This is a genomic window from Leptolyngbya sp. DQ-M1 (assembly GCF_039962505.1).
Lineage (GTDB): Bacteria > Cyanobacteriota > Cyanobacteriia > Leptolyngbyales > Leptolyngbyaceae > Leptolyngbya.
Genome location: NZ_JAMPLJ010000003.1, coordinates 54,111 through 69,925, shown reverse-complemented (window position 1 = coordinate 69,925; position 15,815 = coordinate 54,111). Strand labels below are relative to the sequence as shown.

General features: G+C 48.0%; 11 protein-coding genes and 1 pseudogene. 9 read left to right on the top strand and 3 right to left on the bottom strand.

Going from position 1 to position 15,815, the window contains the following annotated elements; all coding sequences use genetic code 11:
- Positions 1–22: 22 nt before the first annotated feature.
- The 4 genes from NC981_RS10040 (at position 23) to NC981_RS10025 (ending at position 5,010) form a co-directional block, all read left to right on the top strand.
- On the top strand, positions 23–1,237 hold the full coding sequence (locus NC981_RS10040; RefSeq protein ID WP_348242712.1) for a glycosyltransferase: 1,215 nt from the start codon (positions 23–25) through the stop codon (positions 1,235–1,237).
- A gap of 5 nt (positions 1,238–1,242) precedes the next feature.
- Positions 1,243–2,586: a glycosyltransferase gene (locus NC981_RS10035; protein ID WP_348243220.1), complete on the top strand. Its 1,344-nt coding sequence runs from the start codon at positions 1,243–1,245 to the stop codon at positions 2,584–2,586.
- A gap of 269 nt (positions 2,587–2,855) precedes the next feature.
- Positions 2,856–3,602, top strand: coding sequence for a class I SAM-dependent methyltransferase (locus NC981_RS10030; RefSeq protein ID WP_348243219.1), 747 nt, complete (start codon positions 2,856–2,858; stop codon positions 3,600–3,602).
- A 10-nt stretch (positions 3,603–3,612) separates the two neighbouring features.
- The gene (locus NC981_RS10025) at positions 3,613–5,010 is read left to right on the top strand and encodes a glycosyltransferase family 4 protein (RefSeq protein WP_348242711.1); all 1,398 of its coding nucleotides are present in this window, start codon (positions 3,613–3,615) and stop codon (positions 5,008–5,010) included.
- Positions 5,011–5,028: 18 nt separating this feature from the next.
- On the opposite strand, the pseudogene NC981_RS10020 reads toward NC981_RS10025, so the two are convergent.
- Together NC981_RS10020 and NC981_RS10015 are read right to left on the bottom strand one after the other, a co-directional pair.
- A pseudogene (locus NC981_RS10020) lies at positions 5,029–5,326 on the bottom strand (IS1 family transposase); the annotation flags it as partial.
- Between the two features lie 129 nt (positions 5,327–5,455).
- A complete protein-coding gene (locus NC981_RS10015; protein WP_348242710.1) occupies positions 5,456–7,516 on the bottom strand; it encodes an AAA family ATPase in 2,061 nt (686 codons plus the stop codon).
- A gap of 562 nt (positions 7,517–8,078) precedes the next feature.
- On the opposite strand from NC981_RS10015, the gene NC981_RS10010 reads away from it, so the two are divergent.
- Positions 8,079–9,410: an O-antigen ligase family protein gene (locus tag NC981_RS10010; RefSeq protein ID WP_348242709.1), complete on the top strand. Its 1,332-nt coding sequence runs from the start codon at positions 8,079–8,081 to the stop codon at positions 9,408–9,410.
- 291 nt (positions 9,411–9,701) lie between these two features.
- Here the strand turns inward: NC981_RS10010 and NC981_RS10005 are convergent, their stop codons facing one another.
- Positions 9,702–10,622 (bottom strand): WecB/TagA/CpsF family glycosyltransferase, encoded by a 921-nt coding sequence (locus tag NC981_RS10005; protein ID WP_348242708.1) that lies wholly within the window; start codon positions 10,620–10,622, stop codon positions 9,702–9,704.
- A gap of 960 nt (positions 10,623–11,582) precedes the next feature.
- Here NC981_RS10005 and NC981_RS10000 point away from each other — a divergent pair.
- The 4 genes from NC981_RS10000 to NC981_RS09985 all read left to right on the top strand — a co-directional run bounded on the left by NC981_RS10000 (position 11,583) and on the right by NC981_RS09985 (position 15,741).
- Entirely contained in the window at positions 11,583–12,266 is a 684-nt protein-coding gene (locus NC981_RS10000) for a sugar transferase (protein WP_348242707.1), read from the top strand.
- 86 nt (positions 12,267–12,352) lie between these two features.
- Positions 12,353–13,339 (top strand): glycosyltransferase family A protein, encoded by a 987-nt coding sequence (locus tag NC981_RS09995; RefSeq protein ID WP_348242706.1) that lies wholly within the window; start codon positions 12,353–12,355, stop codon positions 13,337–13,339.
- Positions 13,336–14,769 carry a lipopolysaccharide biosynthesis protein gene (locus NC981_RS09990; protein ID WP_348242705.1) on the top strand — a complete coding sequence of 478 codons (1,434 nt, stop codon included), beginning with the start codon at positions 13,336–13,338 and terminating at the stop codon, positions 14,767–14,769. Before NC981_RS09995 ends, NC981_RS09990 begins: the two co-directional genes overlap by 4 nt.
- A gap of 54 nt (positions 14,770–14,823) precedes the next feature.
- The gene (locus tag NC981_RS09985; protein WP_348242704.1) at positions 14,824–15,741 is read left to right on the top strand and encodes a DUF6625 family protein; all 918 of its coding nucleotides are present in this window, start codon (positions 14,824–14,826) and stop codon (positions 15,739–15,741) included.
- The last annotated feature ends 74 nt before the right edge of the window (positions 15,742–15,815 follow it).

Genomic DNA, 15,815 nt, shown 5'->3' with positions numbered 1-15,815 from the left:
TTCAACCCAGAGGAAATCCGAAGTGCCTTACTTATTGCATGAAATTGAAATTACCCAACCTCTACCCACCTTAACGCTATCGGAGGCACAGACGGGCATTGGTTTAATCGTTCGTCGCCGCGATCGTGCCATTGGTTTTTTAATGCAGTCGCTTGCCCCAAATAGTGTGATTCTGCCAGACACGATCGCCGAGTGGATTGCGGCAGAAGTGGGTGAGAAGATTCTGCAAGAGAGCATTGGGGATGAGTTGTCTCTAGATACGAAGCCAGAAACCCTGCCTACGCTCACCGTTGTCATTTGCACTAAAGATCGCCCAGAAGATTTAGCACGGTGCTTGCAGCATTTACTGGCCCTACAGGGTGATCCCGCCGCTTTTGAACTGCTTGTGGTAGACAACGCGCCTTCAGATCAGCGAACTGAAACGCTGGTCGCATCGCTGCCTACAGTGCACTACGTGCAAGAGCCTAAACCGGGTCTTGACTTTGCCCGCAATCGCGCTTTACAGACGGTTCAGACCGAGATGCTGGCGTTTATTGATGATGATGTTGCGGTTGATCGCGGCTGGCTTGCAGGCCTCCGGAGCGCGATCGCCCAGTACCCAGAGGCTGCGGCGTTTACAGGACTGGTGCTACCCTATGAACTAGCAACCGATGCCCAGGTCTTGTTTGAGCAAGCGGGCGGCTTTCGGCGCGGATTTGACAGAATTTACTATGGGCAATCGGAGCCAGATAATCCCTTTTATCCCTGCGGGTCGGGAATTTTTGGAGCAGGCTGCAATATGGCATTTCGCCGCGATGCCTTGCTACAACTGGGTGGATTTGATGATGCGTTAGATACGGGGGCACCGCTTCCAGGAGGGGGCGATTTAGATATCTTTTATCGCGTGGTCAGAGCGGGCTATCCGTTAGTGTATGAGCCGCGCTATCTTGTATTTCATCGCCATCGCCGCGAATATGAAAAGCTACGGCGACAGTATTGGAGTTGGGGATTAGGATTTATGGCGTTTGTGGTGAAGTCCTGCCAAACCGATCCAGCACTGCGCCCAAGATTTTATAGCCTGATTCGCTGGTGGTTCAAAGACCAATTCAGGCAACTTCGTAAGAGCTTTAGTCACGATCGCCGGGTTTTACCGCCTGCAATGGTGGTAGCTCAGTTATGGGGTGGCATTGAGGGGCTGATGGGTGGATATGGTCGATCTCGCAATCGCATTCAACAAATTCGGAGGCAATTTTCGTGAACTCTATGGTTCCCTGTCAAATTCTACACTTAGATCTGAGCGCAGGCTTTCCAGCAGTGCACTTAGAGCCGGGCTATCAAGGGTTATATGTTGTGTTTTGGTGGCGCAACATTCCGCTTGGTCATCGAAAGATTCCAGAGTCACTGTTGCCTCTGTCAGAAGCACAACTCACCGATCTTGCTCTGCAAACGATTACCCCAACGATCGGGAGTTATTTGCTCGATCATGGCTTCAATCCCCCCTTACCAAAAGGTTGCAGAAATGTAATTCCAGCTCCGCCACCTGATTTTGCTACGCTGCAATCGCTCGATCGCCCGTTAGCCTTGCTCGATCAGATTGCAACAGATCGACGAGTGCCAGATGAAACCATTTCGGTCGTGATTTGCACCCGCGATCGACCTGAACAACTTGAACAATGTCTACGATCGCTGCAAAGCCTCACTGTTGCGCCAACCGAAATTTTAGTCGTAGACAGCGCTCCTCGTTCAGATGCCACACGCAAGCTGATGGCGCAGTTTCCCCAAGTTCGATATGTATTAGAGTCGCAACCGGGCTTAAGTCGAGCGCGAAATACTGGCATTGCTCACAGTTGTGGTGATTTGATTGCGTTTACCGATGATGACGTTGTCGTACATCCCGATTGGATCTGGCGACTCATGCAAGGCTTTCACAATCCGAACGTGATGGTCGTGCTGGGGTTGGCGATCGCCGCAGAGCTTGAAACTGAGTCGCAATGGATTTTTGAATCACGTCATAGCTTTAATCGGGGCTATCGCACTCGCGTGTTTGATGCTCAGTTTTTCGAGGGCATGAGATATTGCGGCGCTCCGGTTTGGGAGCTTGGAGCTGGGGCAAATATGGCAATCCGACGCAAAGCGATCGAGCAAGTCGGTGAGTTTGATCCGCGACTCGGCGCTGGAGCCTCTGGGTGTAGCGAAGATTCGGAGTTTTGGTATCGGGTTTTAGCCGCAGGCTGGCTATGTTTATATCATCCGACTGCTGTGGTTTACCATTACCATCGGCAAGACATGGAGAGCTTGCAGCAACAGATGTATGCCTATATGCGCGGAAATAGTGCTGCATTACTGGTTCAGTTTGAGAAGTATCGACATTGGGGAAATCTGCGGCGTTTGCTGGCTACATTCAAGGAGCGCACGCTGAGCTTGCTCAAAGGACTGTTTAAGAACCCCACCGCAGAGCAAAGAGCAGAGCGAAGAACAGTGGAGATTGAGCTTTTGGGCTATCTGGCTGGGGTTGGGTTTTATCTGCGAAACTCTGCACGAAACTCTGCAATTGCGGTCAGCGATGGCAAATCCCAAGCTGAACGTTCCCTACATCGCTATTCTTGATAATTCGCAGTCGCTTATGCAGACCTATTTACGCTTTATCAAGATATTCGGGCACCTGATCGATGTGCAATGGTATGCCGCAGAAATAAGTAGCGATCCGAAGAATTGGTCACTGAGATCAGTGTTGTCTGCCTTACCTGCTCTAACCCTGAGTATCCTGCAAAGAAGGCTACCTCACACAACTCAGTAATCTGCTGCGTTTCCTAGTCGCATTCGGTAGATTCATACTTTTTGAGTAACTTTACTGTCCCAATTTTCCTATGTCTTCTATGAAAACAATGCACAAAGTACCATTACCGCAGTTCTTGTCCCGTAATCCCTTTCCGCATCCGTTGACTCAAGGCTTTTTCTACCGTGAGAAGATGCGGGCAATTTATCGCATTGCACCGGATCGATCGCTCCAGTCCATTCTTGAAGTGGGCGGTGGCTCTAGCGGTCTCACTGCGATGCTTTACCCGAATGCTCAGATTACCAATCTTGATCTGGACCCTGAGCATGAACACTCGCCCTGTAATCAACAAGCGTGGGTGCGGTTTGTCTGTGGTGATGCAACTGCACTGCCGTTTGCAGACCATAGCTTTGATGCAGTGACAATGTTTGATGTGCTAGAACATATCCCCGACCACAAAACTGCCATCCTAGAAGCACAGCGTGTTCTCAAGCCAGGTGGATTTTTGCTAATTAGCACTCCAAATGAAAACTGGCGATTTCCTTACTACCGCTTCATGAAACCCATCTGCCCGGAAGACAAAGAAGTGATGGCAGATTGGGGGCATGTGCGGCGCGGCTACACGATCGAGCAGCTACAAGACTTAATCGCACTTCCTTGTCAAAAGACTGCGACGTTTATTAATCCTCTCACGATCGTCGGGCATGATATTGCTTTTTCACGCTTATCACGCTACACCCGTCAGGCACTCTGTACGCTGCTTAGTCCATTAATGTGGATAGGCTATTGGCTGCATCGACCTGAAGCCACGGGAACAGAAACAGCTTCGATGTGGCAAAAAATCTAAGGAGCAGCACATGACAGCAAGCTCTCCAACTCAAAATTCTCCAACTCAAAACTCCCTAACTCAACCAACGATCGCACTGTTGCCTTGGGGAGATCTGATTGAAGACTTTCTCGACAGCATTGGGGTCTCTCTGGATTCATTTTGTACGCAAATGACGGGAGGTTGGCTGTTTGGCTATGTTGAAGCGCTTAAACGAGTGGGTGTACGAACCGTGGTTTTTTGCATCTCAAACCAGGTCACACAGCCAGAACGACGAATTCACCAACCGACCGGGGCAACGCTTTGCTTCTTGCCTGCCTCAAAGCTCCACAGTGTCGCACGTCGTCCCATGCGTCATCCTTATGGCTGGACGATCGAGGAAACTTTCGGCAAGCAACCTCAGTCGCGTCGTCCAGCATTAAAACTGCTGAAGGATATTGCGCCGTATCTGGCAACGCCTCTTTTGTCTTTAGCAGAGGAGTTAAGGCGTGAACAGTGTCAAGCGATTCTTTGCCAGGAATACGAGTATGCTCGATTTGATCTAAGTGTGCTGCTGGGACAATGGTTGCGGTTGCCTGTATTTGCAACCTTTCAGGGTGGTGATTTTCAGTTGAGCCGCTTAGAACGGTTTGTCCGTCCGTCTTCTCTTCATCACTCTGCTGGACTGATTGTGGCAACTCAAACGGAAATTCAAAGGTTGCAGCAACGCTACCGCATGCCAGGGGCGAAAATTGCGCAAATTTTCAATCCAATGGATGTGCAGGAGTGGCGATCCAGAGATCGCCACTCCTGCCGCGCTGCGCTCGGTCTCCCCATCGAAGCGGATGTCGTCATCAGTCACGGGCGGATTGATTTGCACCGCAAAGGATTAGACATTTTGATCGCAGCTTGGGAGCAGTTATGTCAGAAATACCCGCACCGGGATTTGCGGCTTGTGCTAGTGGGCACGGGGAGCGATGCACAAGCATTAAGTGACTTAATCGCCGCGAAGCAACTGCGCGGAGTTTTGTGGATCAACGAATACGTGCGAGATCGCGGCTTAATTCAGCAGTATCTTTCGGCGGCGGATCTTTACACACTGGCATCGCGTCACGAAGGGTTTCCAGTTGCACCGATCGAGGCAATGGCATTAGGCTTGCCGATTGTTGCCACCGATGCACCCGGCATTCCGGACATTCTCATCGAGCAGGAAAACTCTGGTGGGCTGATCGTGCCGCGTGAAGATGCCTCTGCACTGATGCAGGGCCTTGATCGTGTCTTAAACGAGCCAGAGTTGAGGACTCAACTAGGAGCGCGATCGCGTCAGCGAGCAGAACAAGCCTTCTCACTCGAAGCGATCGGTCAACAATTGAAACAAGTTCTGTTTCCGCACCGATTGCTTGATCAAACGGATGAGAGTTACGAAGGCTCAAGAAGGTTAGGAGAATAGTCTGGCATCAAACAAAAGCTAGCTTGCGTCGTCGTGTCGCCTTGTAGTGGTGCACAAAATGTAGTGATACACAAAATTCCAAATGGCTGAAATGTGGTTGCCTAACTTTTTCGAGAACGACAAGCACTTTCTGACCAACCGGGACACCCGTTATAACTGTCAACCCACCGTCTTTACCGACACTGCGATGTCGTTTCCTGGGTAGCACTGCACCATAAGCGCTCCAATGGTCAGTGTAAATCACTGCGCATTGCCGGTATACAGGCGGCATCGAGTCCCACAACGCTTGAGCCGATACCGCACTCCGATCTCCCAACTGGGTCCCAACGATCTCTCGCGTTTGAGCATTGTCGTCGTCAGTGACTTCCACTCAAAACCTCTTTGATGCCACGCCCTATTCTATCCTGCCCTGAAGGGCACTACCTCATTGAGATGCTTGCGTAGGTCACGAATAACTTGCTAAGGACGAGTTCGATCGATACGCATAAGGGCTTCCCTGAGCTTCTACGCCATTGAGTACCAAGCCAAGTAATCTCGCTTGATGCTGCGTTAACTGCTCTAGACTATCATTCACGGCATTCCGGGCACTAAAACCTGGACGAACCACAAATAGCACGTAAGGCACGATCGCAGCCATCAGCGCAGTTTCGCTAGTTGAGCTAACAGGCGCACTATCGACTAAAACATAGTCATAATCGTTCTGTGCTTCTGCTGCTGCTAAGTAGCGCTCAAACCGTCCTCGCGTTACCAGATCGACAATCTTCCCTTGATGTGGCATTGTTGGCACAAAGTCCAGATTCGGCTGCAACGACACCACGTGACCACTCAGAGCACGATCGTTCTGGAAGTTGCCTAAAGCATTGTGCGGATATCCAAGTTGATGGCTTAACTCGGCTTTACGGAAATCTCCATCGACAAGCAATACTCTAAACCCTAAATCGGTTAAAGCATAAGCAAGCTGGAGAGTGATTGTTGTTTTTCCCTCATCCGCCATCCCACTGGTAATTAACAGACGCGGACTCCTGAGCGATTGCAAACTCACGGCTGATGCCAAGCGCTGAAACTCAATCTCGCTTTCAGTGCCTAGATTCGGGTCGATCGACAATCGCTTGAACATCGGAATCCGAGCCACTAAAGCAAATTTCATCGACTGCAAATCTTTCGGGCTGAGCAGCGGGTTACGAGCCTCCAGAAGTAACAGCAGCGCTATACTACCGATGATTGAAGCCAGGATCGCATTGATCAACATGACCGACCTTTTCGGGCTAGTTGGCTTCGGATCAACTACAGGTGCATTTAATTCCTGAATATTGGGATAAGCATTAAAAGCATCTAGATTCGACTGCTGCACCTGAGCCACTAGCCCTTTGTACAACCCTTCCGTCGCATCTGCTTGTCGCTGCAATGCGGCTAACTTAGCTTGATTCGCAGGAAGCGCGGACAACGATCGTCGTCGTTGTGCGATCTGTCGCCGCAGTTGTTCAGCGCGTTGCTGTTGTCCATTCGCATCGCTTTCTGATAACACCAACTGCTGAATTAATTCAGCGCGTCCTTCTGCTCCGGTTGTGAAGTTGGTATTAGCGTTAATCCGTCCTGCTGCCTGCCCAACATACTGCTGGAGTTGAGACCGGAGACTATTGCGCTCAGCCAGTGCTCTTTGAACTTGAGGAGTACGATCGGTAAAGGTCGCTCTCAATCTACCTAGCGTCGTTTCTACTTCGGTAAGCTTACTGCGAATTTGCTTGTAATCTTCGTTTTGATCCAACCCCAACGCTTGAACTGCGGCAGCGGAAGATAAATTTAATCGGGCTGCTAGCGTATTAGCACGATATCGGTTTGCTCTTGCTTCGGCTTCGGCTTGAGCTTGTTCAGTCTCTAACGTATTGATGGCTGTAACCAGCCCTTTGGTTTGCTCTTCATCATTGACCAAACCTGTAGCCTGCTTAAATCGCGCTAACTCAGTCTGTGCTTTCAGCAGTCTTTGTCGGGCTTGTTCAAGCTGTCTTTGCGTCGTCGCATCACGTGCAGTGCTGTTTGCCTGCCGCAGTTCGCCAAGGCGCTGCTTGTAAGCATTAAGAATCGCGATCGTTCGTTGTTTCGCAACTTCTGGACTCGATCCAGTCACTGCTAGCTCCATAATGCTCGTCTGATCTAAGGTCGTCACGCTGAAGTACTGCCCATAGTGGCGCGGTTTGTCTGACCCAGTACGCTCTGGATCAGCCTTCCAGGCTTTTTCGAGTAAAGCATCACTCGACAACACCGCTTGCTGAATCTTGAGCGGGTTGATTTGAGATGAAAAGCTTGGATCACTCTCTCGATAAGAGCCAAGTGTGCCTAAGTTAGCATCCAGGTTCCCGCCATTTGTTAGGGGTAGAATGAGTTGAGCCGTTGCTGTCCAGCTTTTAGGAGTGGTTGTGATCGCAGCGATTGCTGCGGCTGCAACAAGTGCATTAAGGCCGAGCAGCGCTTTCCAATGCCTAGAAGCAATCGATACTACTTTTTTCATGCGATCGCTCCTAGAAGATTTTCAGGTATCCAAAATAGCAAATTATGGTCAAGCAACAACAATTCCATGTAATTTGTTTGTTAGTTCACTGAGTGTTTGTAGTTCACTGAGTCAGGAAGAGGGTTGCGTTTTTCAAACAAATTGTTTCACACACAAGTGTTCTTTACAGATATTTCTTAACAGGTGAATGTCTCTCATTCCCTTACTTCCGTAGATGCCTGACAAGTCTAGAGTTGACTTATATTTTACGAAGAATGTTACTGTATTCAATATGCAAATAGATAGAATTTTTTTGTTCCAGCAAAGCCAACTTTTGTCAGCAATAGCCAGGTAACCTGAGTTCGGAATCATTCAAGCTTGTGCAATGCATCGATCGGCTGATTTTTTTAATTTGGTTTAAAGTTACCCTTCCCAGACCAGTAGAACTAGCCTTGTCTTTGGTGTGTGATCTGCTTGATCGCGCTGGTTCTCTATCTGAAGTATGGTCTAAAGTACGCTTGTTCTCTATCTAAAGTAATAGAGTGACCCTTTAATCACTAACTGGAACTCCTCTAAAACCCGTATGTTCGATCTGCCTTCGATTAAACCGAAGTTTATCACTCCAGAAATGAGTCCTTTGTCGCGCTCAGAACGCGTAATTTACTGGACAATCATTCTCACACCGCTTTGGTGGTTACTGGGAATTCAGCCCCTTTTCTATCCTGCTCTTGTCATTGGCTTGTTAGCCATTCACTTTAGCCTTGATCACTTGATTCAAAAGTCATTACCCAACTATGTTTGGGCTTGGTTAGCGATGTCGATCGCCATGCTTTGGACAGCAGCACTGGGGATCGACGACATGGGGTTTGATTTAATGGTCGCAGCGGCAGCAGTAGTGACATTTGCAAAAAGCTACTTTCTCATTTTTGCTTGTCTTGCTTTGCCGTTTTTCAATCGGTTACGAGTCGAGATTGTGACGCGAGCGATCGCCTGGATGTCAGCAGGCTATTTGGTGACGATCAGCATTCAAGTTGCCATGCTGATTCTCAACATTGGCGGCGATGGTTACACACCACCATTGGCGCGGTTGCTTCCGGGGGATAAGGGTAGCTTGCGGGTAATGTTTGCAGATTTAGCGCCGTTTTTTGGGGTGCCATTGCCCAGAACAGTTCTCTACACACCTGATCCCCCAATTTTAGGACTGTGTTCGCTTTTGTGTTTTTTGATTTGTTTAGGAGAGCGCGATCAACAACTCCGACGTTTCGCTCTACTTGGTGCGGTTGCCGGATTGACCGTGAGCGCAAGCCGGAGTGCCTGGATTTGTTTGCCGATTGCTTTGTTGGTTGGTGCTTGTCTTGAAAGTGGATTGTTTCGCCAGCTTTCGTTGTGGAGTATGACAGCGACGCTGATGGGATGCAGCATCTTTGGTTTGACGATCGAGGAACTCTTGCGTAAGCCTGCCGAGGGTTTTACACAGGTGCGTGCATCTTCTTCGCAGGAACGTGCGATCGTGGTGCGCGAAACGCTTGAGGCTTGGCAGCAGTCTCCTTGGATTGGCTGGGGTGTAATCCGAGGGAAAGCGCACCTCTACGAAGATGTCTACATTACGCTGGGTTCATTCTCGACCTATGCGGCTGTTCTATATTTGAATGGCATCGTAGGATTTATCGCTTTGATCGCTGCAATGCTTCTGACTCTTTTTGCAGCTTATGCGACTGCCATTCGAGGTAGCGCGAATTGTAAATGGGCATTCGCGGGGCTAATTGCACTCTATATTGCTTGTAATGCCACTCCGCTTAGCTGGATGGCAGTCAATCTGTGGTTTTTCTTTGTCTGGTTAGGAGCGGTACTGTGTGAAGCAGAATGTCAGCACGTTCGCTTCACAAGCTGGGATCAGCTATCTGGACAAGGTTAATTCGGACTCACTCACGCTCATCTACCCAGGTTGCTCCCTCAATTCCTACAGACTCGCTACAAATTCGGGTAAAGACACGAACACCGTAGATGCAGTAAAGCACCTACGGTGTTCGTGTCTTTACGAGAGATTCGCGCCCTTATGGGGTACACGAAGCATCAGTGTGGTGCGTCATACCGAATTAAACATAGAATGCGACAGATCATACTCAAAGTCCCCCAGAATGGGGGATTTAGGGGGCGAGAATCTGTCGCATCCACAAATCAATCTGGTATCACTTAGGATCGCTCTTTATCCAGAGATGGCGTCAGCATCAACCAGTCGATTTTCAGCGGACTTCAACTCTGCTCTAATCGACTCAACTCCTGTGTTAGAAAGCTTTTTAGAGCGGCTAAGCGGCTCCATAAGCTGCACCCTCAGCGAAAACGAATACGCTTTCGCTAAGGCAATATGGAGCAGAAATGCAGGATTGCCTAGTAAATAGCGAGTTGCTAGGCGCTTCGGCTCACGAAACAATCGATACACCCACTCTAATCCCAAATCAGAAAGCAGGGGTGGACAGTCTGGAACGATGCCTGCCAAGCGATCGATCACTGCACCCCCCATCATGATCACATTGACATCCAACTGATCTCGATTGAGGCGAATCCAGTCCTCCTGAATGGGCATTCCCATACCAACCACCAAAATCTGCGGCTTGACTTGATTAATTTGTTGCACGACCTGTCCGTTTGCATCAGGATTGTGAATGTCAAAGTAGCCATGATGCCCACTAACTTGCACATTCGGGTACTGCTGCCGAACTTGTGCGATCGCGGCATCGACACATTCTGGCTTTGCGCCTAGCAGAAAAATCGAAAAATTCTGCTGGTTACAGTGCGACAACAATTTAGGCATCAAAAGGCTGTAGGAAGCACGATACTGCAAGGGTAGCTTCAGACCCATGAAGCCGATCGCTTTGAGAATACCGACGCTATCACAGTGAGCGATCTCGGCGCTTTGAAGAAAGTTATGAAACCACGGAAGCTGCATTGACAAATTGAAGCCGTGAACATTGTAATGTGCCACCGTGAGCTTTGTACCCTCAGTGCAAGCCGTATGAATGGCATCGACAATCGCGGCAACCGTCATACAAGTAATCCGCCGCCCTAGCAAATAGACACTCAAACTGGGTGAATCTTTTAATTGGTGCAATTTTGTTTGTCCGATCATAGCTGCTTGGATGGCTTTATCTAGCGATCGTTAGGGTGAGTTCAGCTAAAGAGTGACTTTAGTTCAAAGCATTCAGGATGCAATTATCGGTAGAAGCACAGCTTAGAGCGCACTCTCCTCCCGAAGCTCTAAGTGATCAACATTGATAAATGATAGCAATTAGCACTCTTATAACCTCTGCCCCAACAGTCAGAACCCGGAAACTACAGAACCATTAAACTGGTTCAGACTGAGTCAAGCTGAGAAGCGAAAGCCGTCTGCGCTGTGTGCAGGAAAGCTTCATACTACACAGTTTATTTTCTCGAATCTCGGAGAGATGGCCTTAATGAAAAACAGGCTCTTTTCCGAAGCACGACTAATTCCTATGCCTAAGCGTAACAGCCCGAATCATAAGAAGCCGCAAATCACAGGAACATCTCCCAAAAGAGGTATGCAGTGAATAAAAACTAGCTTGAATTTAACGCGCGAGTTGCAGAAGCTGTGACTGTGAGCAGGATTGGTCGAATTTAGCTGCTATTTTTCATCCAGCTTTACTTCATTAATTCTTGAAAAATTAATTGAACCTCCTCAAAGCGCAACAGGCATATTTATCAAGGCTTTACAGGAATTTCATAAATCTAGTACGTTATTTATAGTTTTCATGAAGAATTACGGGCTTACACCTTTAGAGGGAGAAGATTCACCCTATTTTTTCCGTATATACGTAGGACGTAACAATTTTTAATCTAGAAATCTTCATTGCATCTTTACAAAAACTGCCTTGTCCCTTTCGTGCTTGCCGCTATGATCTACATTAATACTCAGCATTGCTTTTGATATTCGCTTTTACATCAATATTTTGTTGACACCACAGTGCCTTGTTGACACCACAAGTTTGCTGGAACTATTACTTTTTAAGACAGTCCTAGTTCTTTAATAATCATCGATTAATCTATTTCCTGTTGATGGCGGTGACAAAAAATGAAGATCGTAGCTTTCTCAAATTTGGTGCCTACTGCTAACGATTTGATTCCTGTATCGCTCAATTCATTACCTCAGCATCGTTCTACGGTTTCGGTGTCTAAACGATCGATAGATGTAGTTGGAAGTATTGTCGGTTTATGTATTTTGGCATTGGTCTTTATTCCCATCGCCTTAGCCATTAAGCTAGACAGTAAAGGTTCAATTCTCTATGTACAGAAAAGATTCGGTCTGCGGGGACAGCCCTTCTATATCTGTAAGTTTCGCTCAATGGTGGAGAATGCAGACCTGTTGAAAGACCAAGTTCCCAATGAAGCGCAAGGATTAGTCTTTAAGAATAAGCACGATCCCCGCGTGACAAGAGTAGGACGATTTCTGCGGCGAACTAGCCTAGACGAACTACCCCAGTTTTGGAATGTACTACGCGGAGAGATGAGCTTAGTTGGGACTCGTCCACCTACCGAGGATGAAGTGACTCAATATGAATCGCATCACTGGCAGCGCTTGAACGTTAAGCCAGGTCTTACCGGAGAGTGGCAGGTGAGCGGTCGCTCTGAGATTCATGATTTCGAGCAGATTCTAAAGCTTGATTTTCAGTACCAAGCGAAGTGGACTCCACTCTATGATCTCCAGATCATTGGGAAAACGCTTTGGATTGTGTTCGATCGACGAGGTGCCTACTAGGTTATCAGCGCCGTGATTTTGCTGTGATTTCACGCGCTTGCAGCCTTTAGCGCATGGTGTAGGAGTTTTCGAGGTAAGAAATTTCCATGAGCAAACCTAAAGTTAGCGTCATCATTCCAGCCTATAATGTTGGCGCTTATCTTGAAGAAGCCTTGATATCTCTGGAGCAGCAGTCTCTAAGAGCATTCGAGGCGATCGTGGTCAATGATGGTTCAACCGATCGAACCGTTGAGATCGCTGAGCAGTTTTGTCAACGCGACTCGCGCTTTCAACTGATCACAAAGCCGAATGGGGGTTTGTCATCGGCTCGCAATGCTGGAATTCACAAGGCTCAGGCTGACTATATTGCGCTACTAGACGCAGACGATCGCTACGAACCCGATAAGTTAACCAACCATGTCGAGCGGCTCGATCGTGATCCCAGCGTTGGAATAGTCTACAGTGCTTCACACATCATTCGCGATGATGGGCAGCGCAGTTGGATGTCTTTGAGCGGCAAGCCAATTGCCGCTGATCCATTAGTGTCTTTGATGTATAAGAACTTTGTCGGTCATGGTTCAAATGCCGTGTTTCGTCGAGTTCTGATAGATGAAGTGGGAGAGTTTGACGAAGCCCTGCGTAGTTGTGAAGACATCGATTTTTGGTTACGGGTCGCAGCAACAGGTCGATGGCGTTTCTACCGGGAGCCTCGTCCTTTGTGCTGCTACCGGGTTCGCCCGTCTGGACTTTCGTTTAACGTGGCGGAAATGCAGCGATCGCAAGAACAAGTGCTTCAAGCGGCTTATCAACGCTCTAGAGAACAGCTTGAACCGTACCTACCGACTGCCTATGCCTATATGTATCGTTTCCTAGCTCGTTTGGCGCTAACAGGAGGGGATACCCAACAAGCGCAACAATTGATACAGCAGGCCTGGAAGAGCGATCGCTCTATCTTTTACACTGACCCTCGATCGTTGTTAACGCTGATTGCAGTGAAGCTTTCACCCTTGTCTAAACAATTGATCCGGAGATCGCTTGATGTCTCTCACAATCGATCGACCCCTGCAAAAACAATCCAGAGCAAAAGTCTATGAAATCAACCTCACTGATTAAAAGTGGGTTGTGGATTACCTACGCCACGTTTGTCACTCGAATTTTTGTCTTTCTCAGTAGCGTGGTGTTGGCGCGATTGCTTCAGCCCGCAGACTTTGGCGTAATTGGGATTGCGTATGTGTTTTGGTCACTGTTTACGCTATTTACTCAAGACACAGCCGGAGCCTTTATTATCTACAAGGGCGCGGATAATCCGAAGTATGTTAATACAAGCTACACCGTTAGTTTACTGACGGGTGTGGTACTGGCCTTGGCAATGGTAGTGACTGCTCCCGTAGTTGCTGACTTCTTTCGTGAACCTGCACTGACTGGTATCCTAATTGCATTCTCGTTTAATCTGGTGTTGTCCTCTGCTGCCTATGTTTACAGCGGGATCATGACGCGCCGAATGCAGTACCAAGCGTTAGCGCATATCAGTTTAGTCAGTTCGCTGACTCGATTACTCTGTACTACTGGAGCCGCCTTGCTTGGGTTCAAATACTGGTCGTTTGTGATTGGAGATACTGCTTCTTGGGTGATCAACTGCTTGCTATCGCGGCACTACTCAAGACACCGTTTCCGGCTGCAACTTGATCCAGAGGTACGATCGGAAGTTTTCACCTTTTGTTTGGGTTCTGTGGGGTCAAGTATCGGGCTATATCTTAGCTTTAATGCGGATAACTTCACGGTTGGCAAGATTTTAGGCAGTGCCAGCTTGGGGTTTTATAACCTTGCGTATCAGCTATCAATGACCGTGTCTAGCATTTTGAGTTCTTTGCTCAATCAGTTAGGAATGCCTGTTTTTGCACAGCTTCCGATCGAGGAGCAAGAAGATGCGTTGTTCAAGGTGGTTGAGCAGGTTGCGTTCTTTGCGGCTGCGAGCTACGCGATCATTTTTCTAGTCTTCGATCCCCAATTTGTGACGCTGCTCTTTGGTGCGAACTGGATACCGATTTGTACTGTGCTACCTGGATTATTGTTTTATGGATATTTCCGCGTGGTGAACTCGCCACTTTACTCGATGTTAGTTGCGAAAGGTCGCCCAGATTTGAATGCGAAAGTCAGTCTTCAGATGGCTCCGATTGCGGTGCTTAGCTTTGTGATTGGGGCTTGGCAAGGTGGCATCGTGGGCGTGAGTTTGGCGGTAGCGGTCGTGCTGGGGATCATCTGGACGCTCTTGTACTGGTGGGCTGCGTGTAAACAGTTCCACTGGCCGCTGAGAAAATTTTTGCTTTCCTGCTTTATTCCAGTTCTACTCAGTGTTCCAGGAATTTTAATCTCACTGCAAATGCCTTTGATTCTAAGACCTTTTACCTTCTTACTGACTTATGTGTTATGTCTCCGCTTCTTTGTTCCTGAGCAGTTTTTTCAATATCAACTGTTGCTAACTAAGTTGTTTCATCGCGTGATTGCTTTGCGTCATAGTCGATAGTTCCCACTGTTATCCCGTGTAATTTGATTGTGTAATTCGGTGTGGTTAAGGTTTATGCAGAAAAAGATTATTCTATTAATGCCCTATTTCGGTCAGTGGCCTGAATGGTTTAGGTTTTATCTCGAATCTTGCCGCTGGAATCCGACGATCGATTGGCTTTTCTTTACAGATTGTCCGATTCCTGAGAATGCTCCGACCAACGTTCGGTTTGTTCGGATGAGCTTTCAAGACTATCAACAGATGGCTTCCGATCGCTTGGGAATTAACTTCAACACCCAATCTTCTTATGCTATCTGTAATCTTAGACCTGCGTATGGAGTGATTCATCAAGACTATCTAGAGGGTTATGATTATTTTGGCTTTAGTGACATTGATGTCATCTACGGCAATCTAAGAGCGTTCTACACAGATGAAGCTCTATGCCATAACACCTTGTCAACTCATCCCGATCGCGTCTCTGGACACCTCTTCCTCATCAAGAATAACGAACAATGGATTCATGCTTTCCGTAAGATCCCCGGTTGGCAAGACCTCATGAGCCAACCCTTAATTTCGGGGATAGATGAAGCATTTTTCGGCAAGTTGCTGCTGGGGCATCGGCGACTTCCATCGCCTGTGCGTCGAGCGTGGGCAGTTTTCGATCCCTACAAGCGAAATCATCTCTTTAAAGAGCGCTTCAGCACCATTTTGTCTGATTTTCCGTGGATGGATGGGACATACCGCTATCCGACAAAGTGGTCTTGGTATCAAGGTAAATTAACCGTTGAAACGGGTGAGGAAATGATGTATCTGCACTTCATGAATTGGAAGTCAAGCCGATACCTACAAACGCAGTTTGGGGATCAGGCTGCTTGGGAAAAACTACCTCGACTTGCTGATCCGAGCCTAACTGACTTGAGCCAAGGGTTTTGTATTAGCCCTGAAGGATTTACTCCTTTATCGATCGCAGAGCCAATCAAAGCCAGTATGTAATTGTCACCTAACTTTATTGGCTTGTCGTGTCTTCATCCTTTGTGGCTGTACTTTAACTCGCATAAAACACTCCC